The organism is Herbaspirillum sp. C7C8 (genome assembly GCF_022627875.1).
GTDB lineage: Bacteria > Pseudomonadota > Gammaproteobacteria > Burkholderiales > Burkholderiaceae_D > Herbaspirillum.
In genome coordinates, this window is the sequence record NZ_JABXGG010000016.1 from 82,190 (window position 1) to 106,783 (window position 24,594).

The 24,594-nt window shown below is 64.3% G+C and carries 18 protein-coding genes; 9 read left to right on the top strand and 9 right to left on the bottom strand.

What is annotated here, in order from left to right; translation table 11 throughout:
* Nucleotides 1-4: 4 nt before the first annotated feature.
* The 4 genes from HWE01_RS17945 to HWE01_RS17960 all read right to left on the bottom strand — a co-directional run bounded on the left by HWE01_RS17945 (nt 5) and on the right by HWE01_RS17960 (nt 3,652).
* The gene (locus HWE01_RS17945; protein WP_237713545.1) at nt 5-343 is read right to left on the bottom strand and encodes a hypothetical protein; all 339 of its coding nucleotides are present in this window, start codon (nt 341-343) and stop codon (nt 5-7) included.
* Nucleotides 344-761: 418 nt separating this feature from the next.
* The gene (locus tag HWE01_RS17950; RefSeq protein WP_283817522.1) at nt 762-1,412 is read right to left on the bottom strand and encodes a TetR/AcrR family transcriptional regulator; all 651 of its coding nucleotides are present in this window, start codon (nt 1,410-1,412) and stop codon (nt 762-764) included.
* A gap of 106 nt (nt 1,413-1,518) precedes the next feature.
* Nucleotides 1,519-2,214: a signal peptidase I gene (gene lepB / locus HWE01_RS17955; RefSeq protein ID WP_241822479.1), complete on the bottom strand. Its 696-nt coding sequence runs from the start codon at nt 2,212-2,214 to the stop codon at nt 1,519-1,521.
* A gap of 49 nt (nt 2,215-2,263) precedes the next feature.
* Entirely contained in the window at nt 2,264-3,652 is a 1,389-nt protein-coding gene (locus HWE01_RS17960; protein ID WP_241822480.1) for a CoA transferase, read from the bottom strand.
* Nucleotides 3,653-3,760: 108 nt separating this feature from the next.
* Between HWE01_RS17960 and HWE01_RS17965 the strand changes: the two genes are divergently transcribed.
* The 6 genes from HWE01_RS17965 (at nt 3,761) to HWE01_RS17990 (ending at nt 13,278) form a co-directional block, all read left to right on the top strand.
* Entirely contained in the window at nt 3,761-4,945 is a 1,185-nt protein-coding gene (locus HWE01_RS17965; protein ID WP_008329158.1) for a citrate synthase family protein, read from the top strand.
* Between the two features lie 232 nt (nt 4,946-5,177).
* Nucleotides 5,178-6,638, top strand: coding sequence for an efflux transporter outer membrane subunit (locus HWE01_RS17970; RefSeq protein WP_241822481.1), 1,461 nt, complete (start codon nt 5,178-5,180; stop codon nt 6,636-6,638).
* Between the two features lie 55 nt (nt 6,639-6,693).
* On the top strand, nt 6,694-7,908 hold the full coding sequence (locus HWE01_RS17975; protein WP_241822482.1) for an efflux RND transporter periplasmic adaptor subunit: 1,215 nt from the start codon (nt 6,694-6,696) through the stop codon (nt 7,906-7,908).
* The gene (locus tag HWE01_RS17980) at nt 7,905-11,057 is read left to right on the top strand and encodes an efflux RND transporter permease subunit (protein WP_241822483.1); all 3,153 of its coding nucleotides are present in this window, start codon (nt 7,905-7,907) and stop codon (nt 11,055-11,057) included. The genes HWE01_RS17975 and HWE01_RS17980 overlap by 4 nt, the downstream gene beginning before the upstream one ends.
* A 99-nt stretch (nt 11,058-11,156) precedes the next feature.
* On the top strand, nt 11,157-11,849 hold the full coding sequence (locus tag HWE01_RS17985; protein WP_008329163.1) for a heavy metal response regulator transcription factor: 693 nt from the start codon (nt 11,157-11,159) through the stop codon (nt 11,847-11,849).
* Nucleotides 11,842-13,278 carry a heavy metal sensor histidine kinase gene (locus HWE01_RS17990; RefSeq protein WP_241822484.1) on the top strand — a complete coding sequence of 479 codons (1,437 nt, stop codon included), beginning with the start codon at nt 11,842-11,844 and terminating at the stop codon, nt 13,276-13,278. Before HWE01_RS17985 ends, HWE01_RS17990 begins: the two co-directional genes overlap by 8 nt.
* A gap of 14 nt (nt 13,279-13,292) precedes the next feature.
* Here the strand turns inward: HWE01_RS17990 and HWE01_RS17995 are convergent, their stop codons facing one another.
* Together HWE01_RS17995 and HWE01_RS18000 are read right to left on the bottom strand one after the other, a co-directional pair.
* On the bottom strand, nt 13,293-14,243 hold the full coding sequence (locus HWE01_RS17995; protein WP_241822485.1) for a 2-hydroxyacid dehydrogenase: 951 nt from the start codon (nt 14,241-14,243) through the stop codon (nt 13,293-13,295).
* Nucleotides 14,240-14,656 carry a VOC family protein gene (locus tag HWE01_RS18000; RefSeq protein ID WP_008329166.1) on the bottom strand — a complete coding sequence of 139 codons (417 nt, stop codon included), beginning with the start codon at nt 14,654-14,656 and terminating at the stop codon, nt 14,240-14,242. Before HWE01_RS18000 ends, HWE01_RS17995 begins: the two co-directional genes overlap by 4 nt.
* 229 nt (nt 14,657-14,885) lie before the next feature.
* On the opposite strand from HWE01_RS18000, the gene HWE01_RS18005 reads away from it, so the two are divergent.
* The gene (locus HWE01_RS18005) at nt 14,886-15,710 is read left to right on the top strand and encodes a universal stress protein (protein WP_008329167.1); all 825 of its coding nucleotides are present in this window, start codon (nt 14,886-14,888) and stop codon (nt 15,708-15,710) included.
* Nucleotides 15,711-15,735: 25 nt separating this feature from the next.
* On the opposite strand, the gene HWE01_RS18010 is transcribed toward HWE01_RS18005, so the two are convergent.
* Nucleotides 15,736-16,986: a PepSY-associated TM helix domain-containing protein gene (locus HWE01_RS18010; RefSeq protein ID WP_241822486.1), complete on the bottom strand. Its 1,251-nt coding sequence runs from the start codon at nt 16,984-16,986 to the stop codon at nt 15,736-15,738.
* A 66-nt stretch (nt 16,987-17,052) separates the two neighbouring features.
* On the bottom strand, nt 17,053-19,224 hold the full coding sequence (locus HWE01_RS18015) for a TonB-dependent siderophore receptor (RefSeq protein ID WP_241822487.1): 2,172 nt from the start codon (nt 19,222-19,224) through the stop codon (nt 17,053-17,055).
* Nucleotides 19,225-19,470: 246 nt separating this feature from the next.
* Here HWE01_RS18015 and HWE01_RS18020 point away from each other — a divergent pair, with 246 nt between their 5' ends.
* Nucleotides 19,471-19,944, top strand: a complete 474-nt coding sequence (locus HWE01_RS18020) for a PAAR domain-containing protein (RefSeq protein WP_008329173.1) — start codon at nt 19,471-19,473, stop codon at nt 19,942-19,944.
* 2 nt (nt 19,945-19,946) lie between these two features.
* Nucleotides 19,947-20,561, top strand: coding sequence for a hypothetical protein (locus HWE01_RS18025; RefSeq protein ID WP_008329175.1), 615 nt, complete (start codon nt 19,947-19,949; stop codon nt 20,559-20,561).
* Between the two features lie 16 nt (nt 20,562-20,577).
* Here the strand turns inward: HWE01_RS18025 and HWE01_RS18030 are convergent, their stop codons facing one another.
* Nucleotides 20,578-24,378: a hybrid sensor histidine kinase/response regulator gene (locus tag HWE01_RS18030; protein WP_241822488.1), complete on the bottom strand. Its 3,801-nt coding sequence runs from the start codon at nt 24,376-24,378 to the stop codon at nt 20,578-20,580.
* Nucleotides 24,379-24,594: the final 216 nt, after the last annotated feature.

Here is a 24,594-nt window from a genome sequence, read left to right on the forward strand (position 1 = left end):
GTTCTCAGCCAGGGTTGCGCTTGCCGTTCCACAGCTTGACCGCCAGCGCGATCCAGATCAGCAGGAACAGCATGTTGCCCGGCAACCAGATCATCTGGGTCCAGACATAATCCCGCACCCACATCGATATCGCCTGGCGGCAGTCGCAGACCTGATCGGCATAGAACAATTCGCCACCGTTGCGCGCGGCCGCGAACTGCAACCAGAGAAATCCCAGCAACAGCGGAATGCCGACAAAGCCGGTCAGGCACCAGCGCCGCATCGTGCGATAGCGGCGACAGCGTAGTTTTCCCTGCCCGGAGGCGTCACCGCCCCGGCATGGCTGCATTGCGTTGCTGTGCATGTTTCCCCCTTGCACTGGCATATCTTGCATGTGTGGTCTGCCCCTGGGTTGCCACCGCGCCGTCATGACGACGCCCAAATGCGCTGCGGCAACCATGTGCCGGCCTCCCGAGGCGGGAAGCCGACGATGTCTGTTCGGATCAACGTAGACTGGTCAAGCGCCGGCCTGCACCGGCGCATGGAAAGCAACAGGACGCCCGGCATGCAGGCGGCTCGCATTTCCCGTGGGCTGTCCTCCGCACCCTCTGCGGAGGAAGAGATGGATTTTTATCGTCGTGTGGCGCCGTCTGCTGGCGCTTCCAGCTTCTCCCGGCTGCCCGGAATCGCTGATTTTTGACGCAAAAGTTCACTTACCCAGAACCAATACGATACGTTTCGTCTCGGATTCTAGGTGCAATCAGGGGACTGCTCAACAAAATTTACGCTTGTTGGCTCGAAATTTTACTAGACGTCAAAAAGGGTTGGGACAGCGCGATGCTGCCCAGGACCAGCTTCAGTTGGGACTGAATCTGGCGCTCGTCGATGTCGGCACTGCCGGTCAGGAGGCGCTGCAGTACGGGGGCATACAGCAGGTCGAAGACCAGGTTGAGGTCGGCATCCTCCCGGAACTCGCCGCGTTGGGCACCACGGCGCAGTACATTGACCAGCGCCAGGCGGCGCGGCTCCAGGTAGTTGTCATTGAAAATGCGACGGCTTTCCGGCTCGAACTGGGCCAGGGCAATCATCTCGCGCACCACCCGGCCGGACTTGCCGCGCAACAGTTGGGACAGTTGCAGCATGTGCTGCTCGATGTCGACGCGGGTCGAACCGCTGTCGCCCAGCGCTGGCAGGGGTTCCACCGCACGCAGCAGGGCTTCCATGGCCAGCGCGCTCTTGTTGGGCCACCAGCGATAGATGGTGGCTTTGCCCACGCCGGCGCGCGCCGCCACCCCTTCCAGGGAGAGCTTGTCGAAACCGATCTCCTCGAGCATCACATAAGTGGCATCGAGGATGGCGTCATGACTGACGGCATTCCTGCGGCGACCGGTGGCCGGATCGGAGATGAAGGTGAGAGAAATGATGTGCTCCAGATGACAAAGGCATGTTTTCCGTCACTGGTAACGGCATGCTTTTGGACAACTTGAGCGATTGACAGCAAAAAAACGAAGATTATTGTGACAAAAAATCGCCGAAATCTCACTGCGGTCGGGTCACCGCATCCAGGCGAAGACCGAAGCGATCCGGGCGCGGCTTGAAGAAGTGGTCGGCGTCCAGGGAAAAGGCGATGCGACGGGTACGTCCCATCAGCTCGCTGCGGGCAAAGAAACCGAAATAGCGGGAATCCATGCTGTTGTCGCGATTGTCGCCCAGCATCATGTAGTGATCGGCCGGCACCACCACCGGGCCGAAGCTGCTGTGCAGGCTGGGATGCGCTGCGGACAGGCGTACCAGGTGGTTCATGCCATCGATCTCTTCATCGCGGTAGCGCGCCTGGTCGATGCCGTCACCGCTTTCGCGAGGGGCGTGGGCCGGACCGTAGCTGGCGGCCCGGCCATTGATGAAGAGCACGTTGTCGCGCAGTTCCACCACGTCACCAGGCAGGCCAACGATACGCTTGAGCAGCAATTCGCCGGCCTGCCGCGAATCGATGGTGACGATGTCGCCGCGTCGCGGCTCGCCCAGGCGCCACAGACTGATATGGGTCAGCGGCAGGCGCAGGTCGTAGGCCAGCTTGTCGACCAGGATGCGGTCCCCCACCATCACGGTCGGCAGCATGGAACCGCTGGGTACCACGTTGTAGTCGGCGATGGCACTGCGAAACACCACCATCAGCGCGATGAAGGCCAGCAGGCCCTTGTTGCCTGCCACCAGTTCCTTGAGCGTGGATGTCATGATGCCGCCTGCCTGCCCCGTATTCACAAGGCCATCATGTTAAACGAAATCAGAGCCACTCAGGCCGCGCCGAACGCAAGGGCGAGGCCGGATGATCCCAGGCCATCTCGGCATGGCCCACGCTGAGCGGCGCGCGCAAGCGCCGGGCCGGGCCCCAGACGGTCTGTTCCAGATGCGGATGCAGGTCGGCTGGCGTTTCCGGTGCCAGTCCGGCCAGCCCCGAGGCGGCGGGATGATCGGCCAGCAACTGCGCGGTGCGCGCCAGCGACAGGCGGTATTGGCTGCCTTCACCGGCGATCCGGCGCAGCGTCAGACCGCGTACGGCGGCGGCGGCCATCAGATAGCCGGTGGCGTGATCCAGGGCCTGTACCGGCAGCGGCACGGGTTTGTCGCTGGCGGCGGCGCGCATGCCGGCCTCGGCAATGCCGCTGCTCATCTGCACCAGGCTGTCGAAACCGCGCCGCTGCGCCCACGGACCACTCCAGCCGTAGGCGTTCAAGGCCACGTCCACCAGAGCCGGGTTGAGCTCGCGCCGACGCTGCACGCCCAGGCCCAGGCGTTCCAGTGCATCGGCGCGATAGCCATGTACCAGCACGTCCGCCCGGCGCAACAGATTCTCCAGGCAAGCCAGATCGGCACGCTGGCGCAGATCGAGCCCGGCACAGCGCTTGCCCAGGGTCATCTCGGGGACCACCCCGGGCTCCTCCCAGCAGGCCGGGTCGATGCGCAACACCTGGGCCCCGAAACCGGCCAGCCAGCGCGTGGCCGTCGGCCCGGCCAGCACCCGCGTCAGATCCAGTACCCGCACTCCCGCCAGGGGTCGCCGTGGATCGATGGAACCCGACGGCTGCGCGGCGGCCTCGACGCCTTGCCGTGCAACCAGCGCTTCTGCGGCTACGGCCGCACCTTGCGCATGGGTAGCCCACTGCGCCTGGCTGCGCATTTGAGCAGCGCAACCTCCCTGTGCTACCACCGCAGTTTCCAGTTCGCCCGCCTTCCAGCGCGCGACGGCCTGCCCCACTTCCTCGCGCGTGGCCTGCCGGGCGTCCAGCCCCAGCGCGGCCAGTGCCGCCGCACGATGATGGCTGGCGTTGGTGTGCAGGCGTATCCAGCCATCGGCGGCGCGATAGTCCCCCGCCACCGCATCCCACAAGGGCGGCGGCGCCCAACCCTGCGGGCGCAGGCTGCCACTGAACCACATCGCCGCCAGGCGGCGGTCACAGACCACCTCCGCAGGCGCGGCACCGTCGCTCTGGACCAGTCCGGCCAGGGCCAGTCCGGCGGCGGCCACCGAGGCCTGGGCCAGATCCGTGGTGGCGAAGACCGAGGGCAGGGCCCCCTGGCCGACGTAGCGGACGGAGGCCAGTTCCTCAGGATGGCCGTCGAGTGCGTTCCAGATCTGGCCAAGCATGGCCTGTGCGGTTGCGTGCGAAGTCATGAAAGTCCCCTTGCTGAGCAATTGAAATGAATACACTCAGGATACCCCGCTTGAATTAATCGTCAATATTGATTAATTTAATCAACCTATCCAAGCATCCATTGACCCATGAGCCGCTACCTGACCTCTGCCGAGGCCGCCACCCTGCTGGGCATATCACGCCAGACGCTGTACGCCTATGTCAGTCGCGGGCTGCTGCACGCCCACCCCGGCGGGCAAGCCCGCGACAGCCGCTACCTCGCCACCGATGTCGAGCGACTGGCGGCCAATCGTAGCCGTGGCCGCAAGCCGCGCGAAGTGGCGCGCGCCACGCTGGACTGGGGGCTGCCGGTGTTGGAGTCGGCGCTTACGCTGATCGAAGACGGAAGGCTCTACTACCGGGGCGTTGATGCCGCGCAGCTCAGCGCGACGGCCACCGTCGAGGAGGTGGCCGCTTTGCTGTGGGATTGCAACGTGGAGGATGCCTTCGATGGGACGCTGCCGACCGTCTGCGCCCGGCTGGCCACCGTACAGGCCGATTGGGCCAGGGGCCGCGCCGAACAGACGCTGTTACCGTTGTTCGCCCTGGCCTGCGGCGAGGACATCGGCGCCCAATGGCATCTGCCCCGGCCGCGGCAACTGGCCAGCTGCGGCCTGCTGGTGCGCCGCCTGGCGGCCTGCCTGCTGGGAACCGCCCCCGCCACCGGCCCCCTGCACCTGCAATGCGCCAGCGCCTGGGGACTCGATGAGGCCGCTGCCCAGTTGGTCAGGCGAGCCCTGGTGCTGTGCGCTGATCATGAACTGAATGCTTCCGGCTTCACCGCCCGTTGTGTTGCCTCGACCGGTGCCAGTCTGCAAGCCGCCATCATCGGCGGCCTGGCCGCCTTGTCCGGCCCGCTGCACGGTGGCACCACGGCGCGCGTCGAAGCGCTGCTTGATGCGCTGGACAATCAGGCCGACCCGGTTGCCGCCGTGCAAGAACGGCTGGCACGCGGCGAGGAACTCCCCGGCTTTGGCCACCATCTCTACCCGCAGGGTGACGTGCGGGCCAGCGCCCTGCTGGCCCCCCTGCTATCGTCGCATCCGCGCTGGCAAGCCGTGATCGAGGCAGTGCGCACGCTGACCGGCCATCCTCCCTCCGTCGATTTCGCCCTGGTCGCCTTGCGACGCCATCTGCAACTGCCACCGGGCAGCGCCTTCGGGCTGTTCGCCCTGGGCCGCTCGCTAGGCTGGATCGCCCACGCCCTCGAACAAGGACGCAGCGGTGGGCTGATCCGCCCGCGCGCGGCCTACACCGGTGTGCGCCCTGGCTGACAAAATTGTCATCTTGATGTCAGCCTCGCGTTGAGTGTCAACGCTTACATTGTCGCCGTAAGCCGAGGTCGGCCTTGGGCGCTGAGGGGTGCCGCCAGGCCGGCCGGTCCTTCATCCGCAAGCCATCATCGTGAGCCCTATGGTCGTCCCGTTTTGCCGCGTCGCAGCCAGCGCCCGTCTTCGTCATTTCACTCATCCTCCACAACACTTCGCCTTCCGCGCCAAGAAGGCAATGACGGTACTGGTGCTGGCTGCGCTCCTGGGCGGCTGCGCGGTCGGACCCGACTATGTGCGCCCGGCCATCGACCTGCCCGCGGCCTACAAGGAACAGGGCCCCTGGAAAGTCGCCGTCCCGCGCCAGGTCGATGATCGCCAGCGCTGGTGGGAAGCCTATGGCGACCCCGTCCTCGATGAGCTGGTCAGTCAGGCCAACGCCGCCAACCAGACCATCCAGCAGGCTGCGGCCCAGTATCGCCAGGCCCAGGCCACGGCTGCGGCGGCGCGGGCCAGCCTGTGGCCGACCATCGGTGCGCAGGCCGGGGCCACGCGCGCACAGACCAATACCAACGGCGTACAACGCCTGGGCGACAGCTATACCGTGGGCTTGAACGCCTCGTGGGAGGCCGACCTCTGGGGCCGCATCCGCCGTGGCGCCGAGGCCGGTGACGCCGGCGCCGAAGCCAGTGCCGCCAGCCTCGCGGCTGCCCGCCTGGCAATTCAGGCGACCCTGGTGCAAAACTACCTGCAACTGCGCGTGACCGACCTGCAGAAAGACTTGTATCGCCGCACCGTGGCGGCCTATACACGCTCCCTGCAACTGACCACGCATCAATACGAAGCCGGTACCGCCCTGCGCTCCGACGTCGCCCAGGCCGATACGCAACTGCGCGCTGCCCAAGCCCAATGGATCGATCTGGACGCCACCCGCAACCAGCTGGAACACGCCATCGCCATGCTCATCGGCAAGGCGCCGGCCGCCTTCAGCCTGGCACCGCTGCCGCCCGCCGCGGCCAGCGACCGCGGCATGGATGCCAACGCCCTGCACCTGCAAGCCAGCCTGCCGCAGATCCCGGCAGGACTGCCCTCGGACCTGCTGGAACGCCGTCCCGACATCGCCAATGCCGAACGCCTGGCCGCCGCCGCCAATGCCAACATCGGCGTGGCGCGTGCAGCCTACTTCCCGACCCTGACCCTGTCGACCAGCGGGGGCTACAACAGCGCTTCCCTGGCCGATCTGTTCAATACCCCGGGCCGCGTCTGGTCGCTGGGCGCAGCGCTGGCCGAGACCCTCTTCGATGGCGGCGCACGCAGTGCCCGCAACGATGCCGCTGTCGCCGCCTATGACGCCGCCGCTGCGCAATACAAGCAGACGGTCCTGGCCGCTCTGCAGGACGTGGAAGACAACCTCTCCACCTTGCGTGTGCTGGACCAGGAAAGCGCGGCCCAGGCCCAGGCGGTGCAATCGGCGCAGTTGGCCGAACGGCTGGCCATGCGCCAGTACCAGGCCGGCACCGTCACCTACCTGTCGGTCGTGACCACCCAGGCCACGTCCCTGAGCAATCAGCGCAGTGCCGTCACCCTGCTGGGCCGCCAGCTGGTGGCCAGCGTCGCGCTGATCAAGGCGACCGGCGGCGGCTGGCAGGTGGGACAGCCCGCTGCCGCCAGCGTGCAGGTACCGATGGCGGCGCGCTGACGGGCGTGCTGCATCTTCCCAATCCCATGTGCATTTTCCAGGACGAGTTTCCGGCATGACCACCTCACCCAACTCCCGCAACACTTCCCCGACTGCGCAACGCTCCCGCCTGGCCCTCTTCGTGGCGACGGCACTCATCCTCACCACCGGTGCTGGCGGCTGGATCACCCTGCAGCGCGCCCGCGCCGCCGACCAGCCGGCTGCCAAGGCAACACCGCCAGTGTCGGTCTCGCTGGCCCGCGTACAGGAGCGCGATCTGCCGCTCTACCTGGCCGGGGTCGGCACCGTCACCGCCAATGCCAGCGTGGTCGTCAGGACGCGCATCGACGGCCAGTTGGACCAGGTCGGGTTCCAGGAAGGTGCCGAGGTCAAGAAGGGACAACTGCTGGCCCGGATCGACCCGCGTGCCCTGCAGGCACAGCTGGCCCAGGCCGAGGCGCAGCGCGCCAAGGACGCCGCCACCCTCATGAATGCGCGACTGGACCTGCAGCGCTATACCACCCTGCGCAGCCAGGATGCCGCGACACAGCAGCAGCTCGATACGCAGAAGGCGCTGGTGGCGCAGCTGGAAGCTGCGGTCAAGACCGATGAGGCGCAAGTGGCCTATGCCCGGGTGCAACTGAGCTATACCACCATCCATGCGCCCATCTCGGGGCGCGTCGGCGCACGTCTGGTCGATCCGGGCAATATCGTGCATGCCAGCGATGCCAACGGGCTGGTGGTGATCAACCAGATCGATCCCATCACCCTGGTCTTCACCTTGCCGGAAGACGCCGTGGTCGGCATCAATCGCGCTCAGCGCAGCAGCCAGCAGCCGCTCAAGGTGATCGCCTATGCGCGCGATTCGCAGGAGATACTGGCCACCGGCAAACTGGTGCTGCTGGACAACCAGATCAACACCGGCAACGGCACCGTGCAACTGAAGGCGCGCTTCGACAATGCCCAACACACGCTCTGGCCAGGCCAGTACGTCAATGCCCGCCTGCAGATGAACAGCCACGGCAACGCCCTGACGGTCCCGGCAGCGGCCATCCAGCGCAACCAGCAAGGCACCTACGTCTATGCCATCGACCAGGACGACAAGGCCGACATGCAGCCGGTCAAGGTCGACCGTATCCAGGACGGCATTGCCGTCCTGGCCGCCGACAGCGGCGTGAGCGCTGACCAGCGCGTGGTCATTGACGGACAGTACAAGCTCAAGCCCGGCAGCCGCATCGTCGAAAGCAAGCCGCAGTCGTCCGGTGCCCAGACGAAAGGAAGCACCAAGTGAGCGTCTCGGCCACCTTCATCAAGCGCCCCATCGGCACCACGCTGCTGGCCATCGCCCTCCTGCTGGTGGGGATTGCGGTCTGGCCGCTGCTGCCGGTGGCACCGCTGCCGCAGGTCGACTTCCCCACCCTTCAGGTGACGGCGCAATTGCCCGGAGGCAGTCCCGAGACCATGGCCTCCAACGTGGCGCAGCCGCTGGAGCGACAGTTCTCGCTCATCGCCGGCCTGTCGCAGATGACCTCGCAGAGTACCCTGGGGACCACCCAGATTACGCTGCAGTTCGATCTCAACCGCAACATCGATGCCGCCGCGCTGGACGTGCAGGCGGCCATCAACGCCTCCACCGGGCAATTGCCCTCGAACCTGCCCAATCCGCCGACCTTCCGCAAGATCAACCCGGCCGACTCGCCCATCATGATCATGTCCGTGCAGTCCGATGCGCTGCCCCTGACGGTGGTCAACGACTACGCCGACAACATCCTGGCCCAGCAGATCTCGCAGATCTCCGGTGTCGGCCTGGTCAACGTGAACGGCCAGCAAAAACCGGCCGTGCGCATCCAGGTCGATCCGGCCAAGATCGCCACGCTGGGCATCAGCCTGGAAGACCTGCGCGGCGTCATCGCCACCACCACCGTCAACCAGCCCAAGGGCACCGTCGATGGTGCGCGCCAGGCCTTTACCGTCTATACCAACGACCAGTTGCTCAAGGCCGAGCAATGGAATGACATGGTCCTGGCCTGGCGCAATGGGGCGCCGATCCGGGTCAGGGACATCGGCGTAGCCGTCGATGGCCCGGAAAACAACAAGATCGCCGCCTGGGCCTTCGCGGGGGCCGCCAATACCGCCGACCACACCATCACCAATGGCCGTTCCATCGTGCTGGCCATCACCAAGCAGCCCGGCGCCAACGTGATCGAGACGGTCGGCCGCATCAAGGCCGCCATGCCCCGCCTGCGCGCTGCCATTCCGGCGGCGATCCACGTCAATACCCTGATCGACCGCACCCAGACCATCCGTGCCTCGGTTCAGGATGTGGAATTCACCCTGGTGCTGACCATCGCGCTGGTGGTGATGGTGATCTTCGTGTTCCTGCGCAACGTCGCCGCTACCCTGATCCCCTCGGTGACGGTGCCACTGGCCATCATGGGCACGGCCGGGGTGATGTATGTGGTCGGCTACAGCCTGGACAACCTCTCGCTCATGGCCCTGACCATTGCAGTCGGTTTCGTGGTGGATGACGCCATCGTCATGCTGGAAAACATCTATCGCTACGTCGAACAAGGCATGACGCCGCTGGAGGCGGCCTTGAAGGGGGCCGGCGAGATCGGCTTCACCATCATCTCGATCTCGGTGTCGCTGGTGGCAGTGTTCATTCCTCTCTTGCTCATGGGTGGCATCGTGGGGCGGCTTTTCCGCGAATTCGCGGTCACGGTCACGCTGACCATCGCCGTCTCGGTCATCATCTCGCTCACCCTGACTCCCATGCTGTGCTCGCGCTTCCTCAAGAACGAACATGGTCACCCGCACGGCAAGCTGTACCAGTGGTTCGAGCGCGGCTTCGATGCCATGCTCAATGGCTACAAGCGCGGGCTGGACGTGGTGATGCGGCACCAGTTCATCACCCTGATGAGCTTCATCGCTACCGTGGCGCTGACGGTGGTGCTGTTCATCTTCATCCCCAAGGGCTTCTTTCCTCAGCAGGACAATGGCGTCATCGTCGGCTTTGCCGAATCCTCGCAGGACACCTCATCGGCGGCCATGCACGAGCGCCTGCTGAAGGTGGCCGAGGTGGTCCGCCGTGATCCGGACGTGCTCGGCTTTGCCATGAGTGCCGGCTCGACCACCTTCAACACCGGCCAATTCTTCATCGCGCTCAAGCCAAAGGACGAAGGCCGCACCACCAATGCCGACGAGATCATCGCGCGCCTGCGTCCCCAGGTCGCGAAGATCCAGGGAGTGAACCTGTTCATGCAGGCCAGCCAGGACATCAACGTCGGTGGCCGTCTTTCGCGTACCCAGTACCAATACACCGTCACCGATACCGACCTCGATGAACTCAACGTCTGGGCGCCGCGCATGCTGGAGCGTTTGCGTCGTCTGCCGCAATTGACCGACGTGGCTTCCGACCAGCAGAACCAGGCGGCCGCCGCCGTCATCACCATCGACCGGGCGCGCGCCTCCAGCTTCGGCATCTCGCCCTCGCTGATCGATGCCACCATCTATGACGCCATCGGCCAGCGCCAGGTGGCGCAATACTTCACCCAGATCAACAGCTATCACGTCATTCTCGAGGTCACGCCGCAACTGCAGAAGGATCCTTCACTGTTCGACAAACTCTACCTGACCTCGCCGCTGACCGGTCAGCAGGTGCCGCTGTCGACCTTCGTGAAGATCGATACCAGCAAGACCTCTTACCTGTCGATCAGCCACCAGAGCCAGTTCCCGGCAGTGACGATTTCCTTCAATCTGGCCAAGGGCGTGTCGCTGGGCGAGGCGGTCAACGTGATCCAGAAGACCAAGGACGAGATGGGCGTGCCGCAAACGCTGGTGGGCAACTTCCAGGGTACGGCCAAGGCTTTCGGTGATTCGCTGGCCTCGCAACCCTATCTGATCGCGGCCGCCCTCATTGCGGTCTACATCGTGCTGGGCCTGCTCTACGAGAGCTACATCCATCCGCTGACCATTCTCTCGACCCTCCCCTCGGCGGGCGTGGGGGCGCTGCTGATCCTGATGATAGGCGGCTACGACCTGTCGGTGATTGCCTTGATCGGTATCATCCTCCTCATCGGCATCGTCAAGAAGAACGGCATCATGATGATCGACTTCGCCCTCACCGCCGAGCGCAGCCAGGGACTGAAACCGGAAGAAGCCATCTACAAGGCCTGCCTGCTGCGCTTCCGCCCCATCATGATGACCACCATGTGTGCCCTGCTCTCGGGCCTGCCGCTGATGCTGGGCCATGGTGCCGGTTCCGAGCTGCGTCGTCCGCTGGGCTATGCGATGGTGGGCGGGCTGGTGCTGTCGCAGGCGCTCACGCTCTTCACCACGCCGGTGGTCTACCTTTATCTGGACCGCGCCCACTATTGGTACGAACGCAAGAAGAAGGCGCGCCAGCAACGCAAGGCGGCACGCCTGGCACAGGAGCACTGAGCCTGTGCAGCAGCGTCATCAACAAGGTCCGGCCGGGAAGGTAGAATCCGGCATGGGCGAGCGCCGGGGAATGTTCCTGGCGCCGCCAGTGGAGAGCGCATGAAGATCCTGATAGTCGAAGATGAGCAAAAGATGTCCGAGTACCTCTGCAAGGGCCTCACCGAGCAGGGTTGCGCGGTCGATGTGGCCGGCAACGGGGTCGACGGACAACACCTGGCGATCCAGCATGACTATGACGTCATCGTGCTGGACGTCATGCTGCCGGGCCTGGATGGCTTTGCCGTGCTGCGTTCGCTGCGCACGGTCAAGCAGACGCCGGTCATCATGCTGACCGCACGGGACAGCGTGGAAGACCGTATCAAGGGCTTGCACGAGGGGGCCGACGACTACCTCATCAAGCCCTTCTCCTTCCTCGAACTGCTGGCCCGTCTGCAGGCACTGACCCGCCGGGGACGTGTCCAGGAAGCACCGCAGCTGCGCATCGGCGACCTGCAGATCGACCTGATCTCGCGCAAGGCCTTCCGCGGCGGGCTGCGCATCGACCTCACCGCCAAGGAGTTCGCTCTGCTGGCCGTGATGGCACGGCGCCAGGGGGAAATCCTCTCCAAGACGGCCATTGCCGAACTGGTCTGGGACATGAATTTCGACAGCAACACCAACGTGGTCGAAGTCGCCATCAAGCGCCTGCGCGCCAAGATCGACGCGCCCTTCGAACAGAAGCTGCTGCATACCGTGCGCGGCATGGGTTACGTGCTGGAGCCGCGCGCCACCTGTGACAGCGACGATGAGTGAGACGCCGATCCCGCAGGGGGCCCGCCGGAACAAACGCCGCCTGCCGCTGCAGCGCTCCATCACGGCGCGCCTGGTGCTCATGTCGGCGGTATCGGCACTGCTCATCTTCGCCGTGGCTGCCGTGGTGCTCTACACCGTCCTCAAGGGCGAGCTGCTGCGCCATGAACGCGATTCCCTGTTCACTACCCTCAATGACATCAGCTACCAGATCGAACGCGCCGGCACTACCGAACGCTGGAGCCGCGTACAACTGAAACTGTCCACCCTGTCGCAGGCGGACCAGCACGTATTCTTCTGGATCGCCAGCGAGGATGCACGCTTCACCTATGGCGATCTCACGCGGCTGTCCCCGGCGGCCATCAATCATGTGGATGGCAAGGAGGTCGGACGGCTGCACCTGCCGGGGCGGGCCTATCCGCTGCACATCATGACGCGCACCCTGCCGGCCTTCGAGGAGCGCCCGGAAGTCCGGGTCACGGTCGGGGTCGACGGTGCACCCTACTTCGAGATGCGGCGCACTTTTCTTCTGGCCACGAGCATTTCCTCACTGCTGGGCATCGTGCTGGCCGTCATTTCCAGCTACTGGATTGCGCGCGCCGGCCTGGCCCCTTTGCGCCGCATGTCGGCCCGCGCCCAGAGTTTCTCTCCGCGCAAGCTGTCGGCGCGCATGCCGGTGGAAGCCTTGCCGGACGAGCTGTCGGTCCTGGCCGAAGCCTTCAACGGCGCGCTGGAACGCATCGAACAGGCCTATACGCAGCTTGAAGCCTTCAATGCCGACGTCGCCCACGAACTGCGTACGCCCCTGGCCAACCTGATCGGCCAGACCCAGGTCGCGCTGGCGCGCGAACGCAGTGCGGGGGAATTCAAGGACGTGCTGCAATCCAATCTGGAAGAGCTGGACCGCATCCGCTCCATCGTCAACGACATGCTGTTCCTGGCGCGCTCCGACCAGGGCGAAGCCGCCACCGCACGGGTGCCGGTGCGGGTGGCCGAGGCGGTGCAGAAGACGGTGGATTTCTTCGAATTCGTGCTCGATGACACCGGCATGGCCATCACGGTGGCGGGCGACCTGGAGGCCACGGCCACCATGGAAACCGCGCTTTTCAAGCGCGCCCTGACCAACCTGATCCAGAACGCCATCCAGCATTCGCCGCAAGGTGCGCAGTTGCGCATTGACATCGCCAGCGGCGAAGACATGGTGCGCGTGGCCGTCACCAATCCCGGCGCGGCCATCGACGAGCAACACCTGCCGCGCCTGTTCGACCGCTTCTATCGTGTCGACAGCGCGCGCCAGGACATCAACGGCAGCCACGGCCACGGCCTGGGCCTGGCCATCGTCAAGGCGGTGGCGCGCATGCACGGTGGACGGACCTTCGCCAGCAGCCGTGACGGGTACAACAGCATCGGCTTTACCATCGCGCGCCACTGAGGCGCCCGATGGCCTCAATAGCCGCGCTTCAGATCCACATTGGCGAGGATCTCGCCGGTCTTGCGGTAATGGCGGATATTGGCCGCCACGATGGACGAGGCCGTCCCCGAATCGGTCGGTGCCGAACAATGCGGCAGTACCGTCACCGCAGGATGCGACCACGGCCAGGCGTCAGGCGGCAATGGTTCAGTCGCAAAGACGTCCAGCACCGCATGCCGCAACTGCCCCGCATCCAGTGCCTGATGCAGGGCGGCATCATCGATGATGGGTCCGCGCGCGAAATTGATGATCTGTGCATCCGGTGGCAACAGCGCCAGCCGCGCGGCATCCAGCAAACCGCGTGTCTGGGCCGTCAGTGGCAGCAGGCAGACCAGAATGTCGGTCTGTGCCAGCATCTGTGCCAGTCCCTCCATCCCGCTACAGGTCTGCATACCCGGTATGCTGCGCGCACTGCGACTCCAGCCCGTCACCGGAAAGCGCGCCTGGCGCAGGGCCGCTGCTGCCGCTTCACCCAGGGCACCGAGCCCGAGGATGCCCACGCGACGCTGCTCCGGCAGCACGTAGTCCAGCGGCTGCCATTGCCGCGCCTGCTGCTGGCGGGCGTAATACGGCATGTCGCGGTGCAGGTAGAGGGTCCAGGCCAGTACCGCTTCGGCCATGGTGGCAGCCAGCCGGGGATCGACCAGACGCGTGATCTGCAGACCGCTCTGATCGAGATCGGCCACCAGCCGCTCCACCCCGGCCCAGACGCTATGGACCCACTGCAATTGCGGCAGCAGTTTCAGTTGCGCCGGATCGGGATTGGCGACGATGGCCACGCGGCATTGCGCGCGTCGCGTTTCATCCAGGTCGGCATAGGCCAGGATCTCTTCTTCCGGCATGGCCGCGCGCAAGCACTGCAACCAGGCGGCTACCGAGGCGGCATCGCCCTGGCTGACGAAGGCAATGGGCGTGACCGCGCTCATTTGGCGTACACCGTGGCCAGATCGCGGAAGCCTTTGACTTCGATGGGGTTGCCCGAGGGATCCAGGAAGAACATCGTGGCCTGCTCGCCTGGCTCGCCGGCAAAGCGGATCTGCGGTGCCAGCACGAACTGCAGCGCGCCGCTGGCGGCAAGACGGTCGGCCAGTTGCTGCCATTGATCCAATGGCAGGATCACGCCCAGATGCGGCATGGGCACCAGGTGATGACCGACATGACCGGTGTTGCTCACGGCAAAGGGTTCGCCCAGGTGCAGCGAGAGCTGGTGACCGAAGAAGTCAATGTCGACCCAGGTGTCGGTGCTGCGCCCTTCGGCGCAGCCCAGCAGATCGCAATAAAAGCGGCGCGCCTGGTCGAGGTCGCGCACGTGGTAGGCCAGGTGGAAGATGGATGGCATGAAAAGTCCCGGATCGGCAGGCTGGTTGCGAAAGCCGACTAGCATACCGCAATGGGCGTGCTTGTATGGAAACATGCCAACGATGCTTCCATACAATCGCGCCGAAACGCCATTGACATGCGTCAAGCAGCCCCGGATTTGCGCTGGACGCCTGCCCATGTCCGGCCTACTCTGAAGACATGGCATTCCGCCGTGGATGCCTTCCCCCACGAATCTCCGAGGAGCCACCATGAGCTACAAGTCCATCCTGGTCCATGTCGACCAGTCGCGTCACGCCGCCCAGCGCATCCGCATTGCCGCCGAACTGGCCCGCGCACAGCAGGCGCACCTGATCGGCAGTGCCGTCAGCGGCATCTCCAGCTTCATCACCATGGAAGGCGCCGCCTACGTTGCGGCGCAGATGGATGGTTTCCGCGACCGTGCCCTGGCTGCGCTGGAAAACTTCGACAAGATCGCCAACAGCGTCGGCGTGCCCTCCTGCGAAAAGCGCTTCGTCGATGACGACGCCGAAGGCGGTCTGGCTCTGCAGGCGCGCTATGCCGACCTGGTGGTGGTCAGCCAGGCCGACCTCGATGATGCCGACGACAGCTTCCTCACCGACCTGCCCGAATACGTCATGCTCAATTCACCGCGTCCGGTACTGATCATCCCCAGCGCGGGTGAATTCAGGCAGGTGGGCAAGAATGCGCTCATCGCCTGGGACGGCAGCATGGAATCGACCCGCGCCATCACCGCCGCCCTGCCCTTGCTGCGGCAGGCCGACAACGTCACGGTGGTGCTCTTCAATTCCGACAAGCGCCTGGGCACACACGGTGAGCAGCCCGGCGCCGACATCGCGCTCTACCTGGCGCGCCATGGCGTGAAGGTGGAAGTGGCGCAGGAACAGACCACGCTCGATATCGGCAATGCCCTGCTCTCGCTGGCGGCCGACAAGGGTTCCGACCTGCTGGTCATGGGCGGTTACGGTCACACCCGCTTCCGCGAAGTGCTGCTGGGCGGCGTGACGCTGACCATCCTCAAAACCATGACGCTGCCGGTGCTGATGGCGCACTGACACCATCAGCACGACCTGCGCTGAGTCAGCGCGCTTGCACCACCGGCCCCTCGCGGGCCGGTGTCTTTTGGGCGGCCAGACGATCACGCTGTTGCAGGCGCGCACGGCGCTTGCGCACCCAGATGATCACGCCAGTCACCGACAACATCGCCACCAGCACGCCCATCAAGGAAATCAGCACGCGTCCGGTCAGCCCGAGAATGCGGCCCGAATGCAGCGGGAATTGGGCCTGCAGGAAGATATCGCCGGCACTGCCGCGACCGGGAATCTTGCCGCCTTCATAGGCGCCGCTCATGGCATCGAAATACAGCCAGGCATTGCCCAGCCCGACATCGCCATGGTCGTTGCCAGGCTGGAAGAAACCCACCCCATAGACGCCAAACATGCCCGAATAGAAGACCCCGCCGACCGGCTCGGTCAGCCCCAGCTTCTGTCCTTGCGCGCGCCCCAGGGCCACGGCCTGTTCGCGTGAAATACGCGGCTCCGGCACCTTGTCGGGCGCGATCGGGGTGCGCGTATCGAAGGGGCCGGCGCTCAGCGTGGAAACGCTCTGCAGGAGGGGACGCATGACCTGGCGCTCCAGGTTCATCGACACCGAGGTCACCGCCAGTATCAGCAGCAAGCCCCAGATCCAGACACCGCCCGAGCGATGCAGATCGAAATTGAGCTTGTGCCCGCCCTCGCGCCAGCGGAAGGCCAGCGACTTGCGCCAGCTGCGCCAGTTGGGGAAAGACAGATAGAGCGCAATGAAGCAATCCAGTGTCCACACGATGCCGATGATGCCCATGAGCCAGATGCCGGTCTCGATGCCGCCCACGTCCGGCAGGTGCATCGTGTAGTGCAGCTTGTAGAGGAAGGGCAGCAGGTTTTCCCGCGCCAGCGAGATCGCGCCCCACATGCGGCGCCCCTGTATGTCGCCGGTGACCGGATCGACCGCGATCTGGTTGTAATCCAGCACCGGCAGCTTGCCGGTAGCCGGATCCAGGCGTGGCTCGACCATCATGCTGATGGTGTGACCGGGTTCGGCCTCGGTGAGCACATAGGTCACGCGCAAGGCGGGCTCGGCAGCTTCCACGCGCCGTGCCAGTTCCAGGCCCGGCAACGGCGGCCCGGCGTCGGGGCGGTCGGCGCTGCGGGCATGAAACAGTTGCGGATTGAGCCAGGCATCCAGTTCGTGATCCCAGGAGATCAACGCGCCGGTCACGCCGGCGATGAACAGGAACACGGCCACGGCCAGGCCGAACCAGCGATGGAGGAGGACGAGAATTGCACGCATGGGCTGACTTACCTGGCTAGATGGCGGAGTGATTCAGGGGCTGCTCGGAAGGCGACCATGACCGGGTCAGAAATCGACCTTGGCCGACACGCTGAAGGTACGCGGGTCACCCGGCTTGATGTAGTTCTCGTACTGGTATTGCCAGTAGCGCTTGTCCAGCAGATTGTTGACGGACGCCCGGAAGGTCGTGTCGTGCTGCCCGATGCGCGTGGTGTAGCTGGCACCCAGATTGAACAGGATGTAACTGGCCAGTTCAATGTCATTGGCTGCACGCACCATGGTGCTGCCGGTGAACTTGGCATCGGCCGACAGCTTCAGGCCGGCCACCTGCGGCACCAGGTAGGACACCCGGGCCGTGGCCATGTTGCGCGGTGCACCGGCCACACGGTTGCCGTTGTAGGTATTGCCCTGGTCGTACTTGGCATCGAGCAGCATCAGGCTGCCTGCGACCAGCCACCGTGCCGTCGGGCGATAGGCCGCGCCCAGCTCCAGGCCCTGGTAGTTGGACTGGCCATCCTGCACCAGCGCGCCATTGCGCGTGTATTCGGAAGCCCGCTCGATGCGGAACAGCGCGGCGGTGGCGCTCCAGTTCTGCTGATCGGTCTTGGCACCGACCTCATATTGCTTGCTCTTGAGCGGCTTCAACTGGCTGCCGTAGTTGGTGTTGGTCACGCCGGGGACACCGCCCTGCTCCAGCGATTCCACATAGCTGGTGTAGAGGGTGGTATTGCGCTCGGGCTTGAACATGAGGGCGACTGTCGGCGTCAGGGCCGACTTGTCGTAACGCGAACTGAGTGCACCGGCGGTGGTGAAGTTGTCCTGCTTGAACTGGTTGTAGCGGCCACCGGCCAGCAGTGACCAGCGTTCCGAGAAGTTCAGCGTATCGCTGGCAAAGATCGCCTGCTGGCTGATGATGGCGTTGTGATAGGTCTGCAGGCCGGTGTTGCTGTAGTAGGCATTGGTATTGGGCACATACAGATTGCCGCTGCCGATCTGCTGGTACACCGAACTGATCGAATAATCATTGACCTGCTTCTGCCATGACGCCCCCAGCACCAACTGATGGTCGATGCCGCCGGTGCGGGCATTGCCCTCCAGCATGGCCTGCCACTGGTCGAAGGTATGGCCCTCGCGGCTGTCGGAACGCCAGTCGGCATAGTTGCCTGCCGCATCCGAGAGCATGGCGATGTCTTCATTGCGGAAGCGCTTGGCCGTGCTGTGGCTGTAACTCAGGTTGGCCTTCCAGTCGGCGTTGAGCCGATAGGTCAACCCGGTCTGGTAGAACTGGAAGTTGGTGTCCAGATGCTGGCCGGGGCCGGCCAGGGTCTTGTCGCTGCCGCTCACTACCGAGGGCAGTGCGCTGCCGCTCAGGCTGCTGGTCACGAAGGACGGCGTCTGGTCGGTGGAATTGCTGTTCTGCCAGATGGCCTGGAAATCCCAGGTCAGGTCGCGCGTCAGACGTCCGTCCAGCGCCAGCGAGGCCGAGTTGCGGCGCAGGTGGCCATCATTGAAGGTCTGGCCCTGGTCATGCGTGACGTTGAGGCGATAACCGAACATGTTGTCGTTGCCGAAGCGCCCGCCCAGGTCGATGTGCTCGCTCCAGATGCTGTTGCTGGTGTAGCCCACCGAGACGCTGCGCACGGGGGTGTCGGTCGGTTTCTTGGTGACGTAGTTGAGTACCCCGCCCGGCGAGCCGAATCCATACATGAAGCCGGCCGAGCCCTTGAGCAGGTCGACCCGCTCGAAGTGATCGTAGGGCAACGTGATGCCATAGCCGAGGAAAGGCTTGCCATCGATGCGGAAGGAATTCTGCCAGTCGGCAGGGAGGCCGCGAATGGTGATGTAGGAGGCCCAGGCACTGTAACCACCGCTGTTGTCGCTGACCGAAGCCTCGTTGTAGAACAGGTCGCCAAGCTTGTTGACCTGCTTGTCGGCCAGGTCGGCAGCGGTGATGCTGGTGACGGAGAAAGGTGTCTCCAGCAGCGAACGCGATCCCAATGCACCCGCGCTGGACTGGCTTTGCAGGTGCTGCGTTGCCTCGCCTGTGCCAGTGGCGGAGACGGTCACGGTCGGCAACTGCACGCTGCCAGCGTCATTGGCATCGCTCTCGGCAGCGCCGGTCTGTACCGCCTGCGCCACCGCCAGTGCAGGCGCGCCGGCCAGCGCCATGCTGATGAAAACCGGGCGCAAGGCGCGATACATGGCGCGGGGACGAGCGCGCAGCGACGACTGGATCAAGGGTTTCCTCTTCATATTGATTAACTTTAATGCGAACGATAATAGTTCTTATTTATTTTAAGCAATATGACGGAAAAAAGAAAGTTTCCTGACAAGTCTTCACCCCTGCCCGCTTCGCTGTCTCGAAATAATGAGAAGAGTCTTTGGAATAACTTCGGACTCCGCTTGATCTCTTTCAGCTTATAAGCAACAAGCGCGCAACTCGGCTTACCTTCGTGCTGTTTCAACCATGAAGAGGAGCAGCACATGGCCAGAGCCATCATCCGCCAAGGCGATCCCACTTCTCACGGCGGCATCGTGCAGGAAGGCTTTTCCAACTTCACGCTGTTTGGCAAGCCCATGGCCGGCGTGGGGCATCGCGGTTATTGCCCGCAATGTCGCAGCGTGTTCAGCATTGTCGAGGGCGCGGAGCAGTTTCGCTATCTGGGGCGTCAGGTGGCGGTGGAAGGGATGATGACCTCATGCGGTGCCGTGCTGCAGGCGACCCAGCGGCAGGTCACGGCGGATGAGTTCACGGCGACGGCGCAGCCCGCACAGACCCGCTATGGCGATCGTTACCTCCTGCGCGACCAGCACGGCAACCCGATTGCCCATGCCGAATATGCCTTGTCGATCGCCGGCGGAGCGCCGCAGTTCGGCCTCACCGACGCGCATGGCCGCACCCACATGACTGCAACGGCGGCGCAGCGGTGGGAGGTGGATATTTATCTGGAGGGCTGACGATGGATAACCCGCTGCGCTCGCCCAGGACCGGCAAGACCTTGCGCAAGGTCGCTACCCGGACGCTGACGCCGATGACCGATGTCGGCGAGAAGGTCGTCACCGTGAAGAGGGAGTTCATCGAGGTCATCATTGGCGACACACGACTGCCCGGCAGTGGGGAGCAGTGGGGTCATGCGGCGATCATGATTGATGGAACCGTCTACTTGCGCGCGCATGACGAATACCTGGTCATGAGCAAAACCGTGTACATGAATGGTGGCAAACTCGAGAAGGCTCTCAAAATCCTGAGCATCAGAGGACAAAGCTATCGCGACAGTGTTGGCCTCGTCCTTTGGTTATCGGCAAAGGAAAAGCAGATGCTGGACGTCGAGCTCAAACGAAGAGTGGCACTGGACAGGCAGCTGATCCTTCAAAGCAATGGCACCCGGAGCAGCTACAGCATTCTCGACAATTCATGTTCGACCAACGTTGCCGATGTCCTTGAGTTGATTGGCATCCTCGCGCATGATCCGCGCTGGCCACCCACCCCGGTGACTCCCGCGGAACTGCTCGCGGCGCTGGAGAAGTCGCGCCGTCTGGTCAGGAAAAATTTCTATCCCAGGAAACCATCGTGACACCGCCCCGCTCTCCTCAGGCCATGGCAATCCTGCTGAGGATCTCCTGCAACTGATCGATATCGTAAGGTTTGGGCAGGGAGTGCGAGGCAAAGCCGACGTTGCGCGCCACCATGGTGCCGTAGCCGGAAGCGAAGATCACCGACATTTCCGGAAACCGCTCCAGGGCGTGCCTGGCCAGGTCCACCCCGGACATGCCCGGCAGATTGACGTCAGTGAAGAGCACATCGAAACTCTGCTCGTCCAGGGCCTGCTGCGCATCTTCCGCACTGACCACGCCGCGTGCCTGGTGGCCCAGCGTCTCCAGCAATTCACACACTAGTTGCTGGGAATCGATGTTGTCTTCCACCACCAGCAGACGCAATCCGCTGGAAGATGCCGCCGTCGGCTCAGGTGTCGCAGGTGTCGCCGTCGCGGCAGCGGCGCTCCCGGCGTCGGCCTGTTCGAAATGCGCGTCCTGTCCCTCGGGCTGGCGCTGGGGATCCCCCACCGGGAGCACATGCAGGCTGGCGCTGGCATTGGCCTGATCGCGCTCGCGCGTGAGCTGGGCCAGTTCGATGCGATGGGCCCGGCTGGAGAGCATCTGCCGGATGCGCTGGGCCAGCTGGTTGATGCGATACGGCTTGGAAAGCAGCTCCACCCCCGCATCCAGGCGTCCTTCATGCACAATGGCATCGCGCGGATAGCCGGACGTAAACAGAATCTCGATCTCCGGCAACAGCTGGCGCGCCTGACGTGCCAGTTCGGTCACGGGGACACTGCCCGGCATGACCACATCGGTAAACATCAGGTCCACTGCAATGCCGCTCTGCAGGATGGCCAGGGCACGCTCGCCATTGTCGGCCTTGAGCACCCGGTAGCCCAGCGAGGACAGGGTATCGATCACCGTCAACTGCAGATTGGGATCATCCTCAACGACCAGGATGGTCTCGTCACCACCGCGCACCTCCATGTCGCGGTTGTCGTCGATCAGCACTTCCTGATCGATGCAGCGCGGGAAGTAGATGCGGATCGTGGTGCCCTTGCCCGCTTCACTGTGCAGGCTGATGTGGCCCCTGCTCTGCTTGACGAAGCCATAGGCCATCGACAGGCCCAGCCCGGTGCCCTCGCCTTCGCGCTTGGTCGTGAAGAAAGGTTCGAAGGCGCGCTCACGTACCTCGGGCGACATGCCGGCGCCATTGTCGGAAATCTGCAGCTCCACGTAATCGCCCGGCTGCAGGTCGGCCTGCGAGAGGAAGGCCGGATCACTCAGCTGCACGTTGTCGATCTGCAGGGTGAGCCGTCCGCCATTGGGCATCGCATCGCGCGAATTGATGGCGGTGTTGATGATGAGGTTCTCGACCTGGTTGGGGTCGAGCATGGTGTTCCACAGGTCATGCGTAATGACGGTGGAAATCTCGATGTTTTCACCCACGGCACGGCGCAGCAGATCATCCATGTTCTGCACCACCCGCTCCAGGTTGATGCTGCGTGGCTGCAGCGGCTGGCGGCGGGCGAACGCCAGCAGTTGCGAGGACAGCTTGGCACCGCGATCAACCGCGCCGATGGCCGTGCGCACACGCTGACGGCTGCGGTCGTCCAGGCGCGGATCGGTCTGCAGCAATTGCAGGTTGCCGCCGATGATCTGCAATACGTTGTTGAAGTCATGCGCCACACCGCCGGTGAGCTGGCCGACCGCTTCCATCTTCTGCATCTGGCGCAACGCTGCTTCGGCGCGACTGCGCTCAACGATTTCCTCGACCACACGCTGCTCCAGCGTATCGTTGAGTTCGCGCAACGCGTCTTCCGCACGGCGGCGTTCAGTGATGTCGGTCGACACCGCGATCATGGCCTGCGGCCTGCCCTCGCCATCGACGATGCGACTGATGTCGCTGGAGACCCAGAACGAACTGCCATCCGGACGCAGGTAGCGCTTTTCCAGTGTGAAGGAACTGCCGTCGGTAATGCAGCGATTGAACAGAGTCATGTTCATCGGCACATCGTCAGGATGGGTGACGTCGGCCAGGGTCATCTGCAGCATCTCGGCCTCGGTGCGTCCGAGCATACGGCACAGTGCCTGGTTCACGCGCAGATAGCGGCCTTCCAGGTCCAGCTCCGAGAAGCACACCGAGGCCTGGTTGAAGATGGCAGTGAGACGGTTCTCGCTCCATGACAGGGCCTGCAGTCCGCGTCGTCGTTCGGTCAGGTCGACGAAGGTGCACAGCGCTCCCTGCAGCTGGCCATCCTGCCATACCGGATGGGCCTGGTACTGCACGGGGAAACTGCTGCCATCGACACGCAGGAAATCCTCGCTCTCCACATGGGCCGCGAGCCCTTCTCGCGCGGCCTTGAGCACGGCGCATTGGCCGCGCGTGCCGGTGCCGTCGTCAGCCGCAGTCAGGATCACCTCATGGATGGAACGCCCCAGCACATCCTTCTCGCCGGCATAGCCCAGCAATTGCAGGAAGGCGGCATTGCAGAGCGTGACGATGCCATCGCGGTCGATGGAGAAGAAGCCCTGGTCGGTCGAGTCCAGCAATTGCCGCACGAAGGCGTTGTTGGCGCGCACGCTGGCTTCGGAAGCGGCCAGTGCCTGCTCCACGAGCTTGCGCGAAGTGACGTCGAAGACCACCCCGACATAGCGTGAACCGGTACGCGGATCATCCTCCACCACCTCACCCTTGCGCGCCAGCCAGCGCTGCTCGCCGTCGGGGCGGGTGATGTGGTACTCGGTGTATTCGAGCGGATTGCGCGGTCCGCCCTCCTTGATGCGAGAAGTACCGAGATTGGGGTGGAATTCCTCGTCGATCATGTCCACCAGTTGCTGCGAAGTCACTTCGCCCTCGGCAGGCAGGCCCCACAGGCGGCGGAAACGGTCCGAGACCGCCAGCTTGCCGGAAACCGGGAACCACTCGAAGATGCCGATCCCGCCAGCACGATCGACGATGCGCAGACGCTCTTCGGCCACGAAGCGTTCGGTGACATCGTTGCCCTCGATGAATATGCCAGCCACCCGGCCATCGGCACCCTTGATGGGCTGAAACACGAAGTCCAGCACCGCACCCGCAAAGCCGCTCTGGTGCTCGCGTCGCAAGAACAGACGTGCGCCGCGTTCGGTATAGGTCTGGCCGGTCTGGTAGACACGGTCCAGCAGTTCGTAAAGATTTTTGTCCAGCAATTCCGGCAGCGCTTGCCGCGCCGGCAGGCCCAGCACCGGGCGATCGCCGAACAACTTGAAGTAGGCACCATTGACACGTTCGAACACGTGCTGCGGACCACGCACGATCGCCTTGAAACTGGGCGATTGCTCCATCAGGTCGCGCAACATGTCGGTGTGCGCCAGTGCGGTATCCAGGCCCGAGGTGCGCACAAGCGTACAGAACACGCCGGCCACCTGCGCCGGCTCACCCTCCGCAGCGTCTTCCCACACCGGCAGGCAGGACAGATCCCATTGGCCGGCCCCACCGTCTGTCGGGCTGGCATCGGCAAACAGCGACACGCGCGGCAGCTGCTGTTGCTGGCCATTGAAGGCCGCCCCAATCGCCGCCTCGCACAGACGTGCCGCGCCACGCCAGAGCGGCGACTGACTCAGGCGCGTACCGAAGGCCGCCGGATGGGCCGCTCCGATGCAGGCGGCGAACGCGTCGTTGTAGAGCATCTGGCGTGCCGCACCCCACACCAGCAGACTGGGCAGCGGCGAGTGCAGTGCGATGTTGAGCGAGGTACGCAAGGTCGGGGACCATTGCGCCGGCGCTCCCAGGGGACTTGCCGTCCAATCGGTTGCCGTGACGATCTGCGCGGCCAGGCCTGAGCCGCGCAACCAAGAAATGTCTGCCATGTCGTGAAACTTACCTTTAAGCCTAGCTTTGAGCACCGAGGTCGGTCGAGCGGGAAAGACGGACTTGCGCCGTCATCCTCCCGCGGGTCCCTTCATTGTTGTTCGCATCCGCTTGGAGCAGGCGCTTGCCGAGGGGCGCGAACGCCCGGCGCACCTGCTGCGTGCCGCCGGTGATTATACGGGAAGCCCATGCCGCTTCCGGAGGCGCTCTCAACC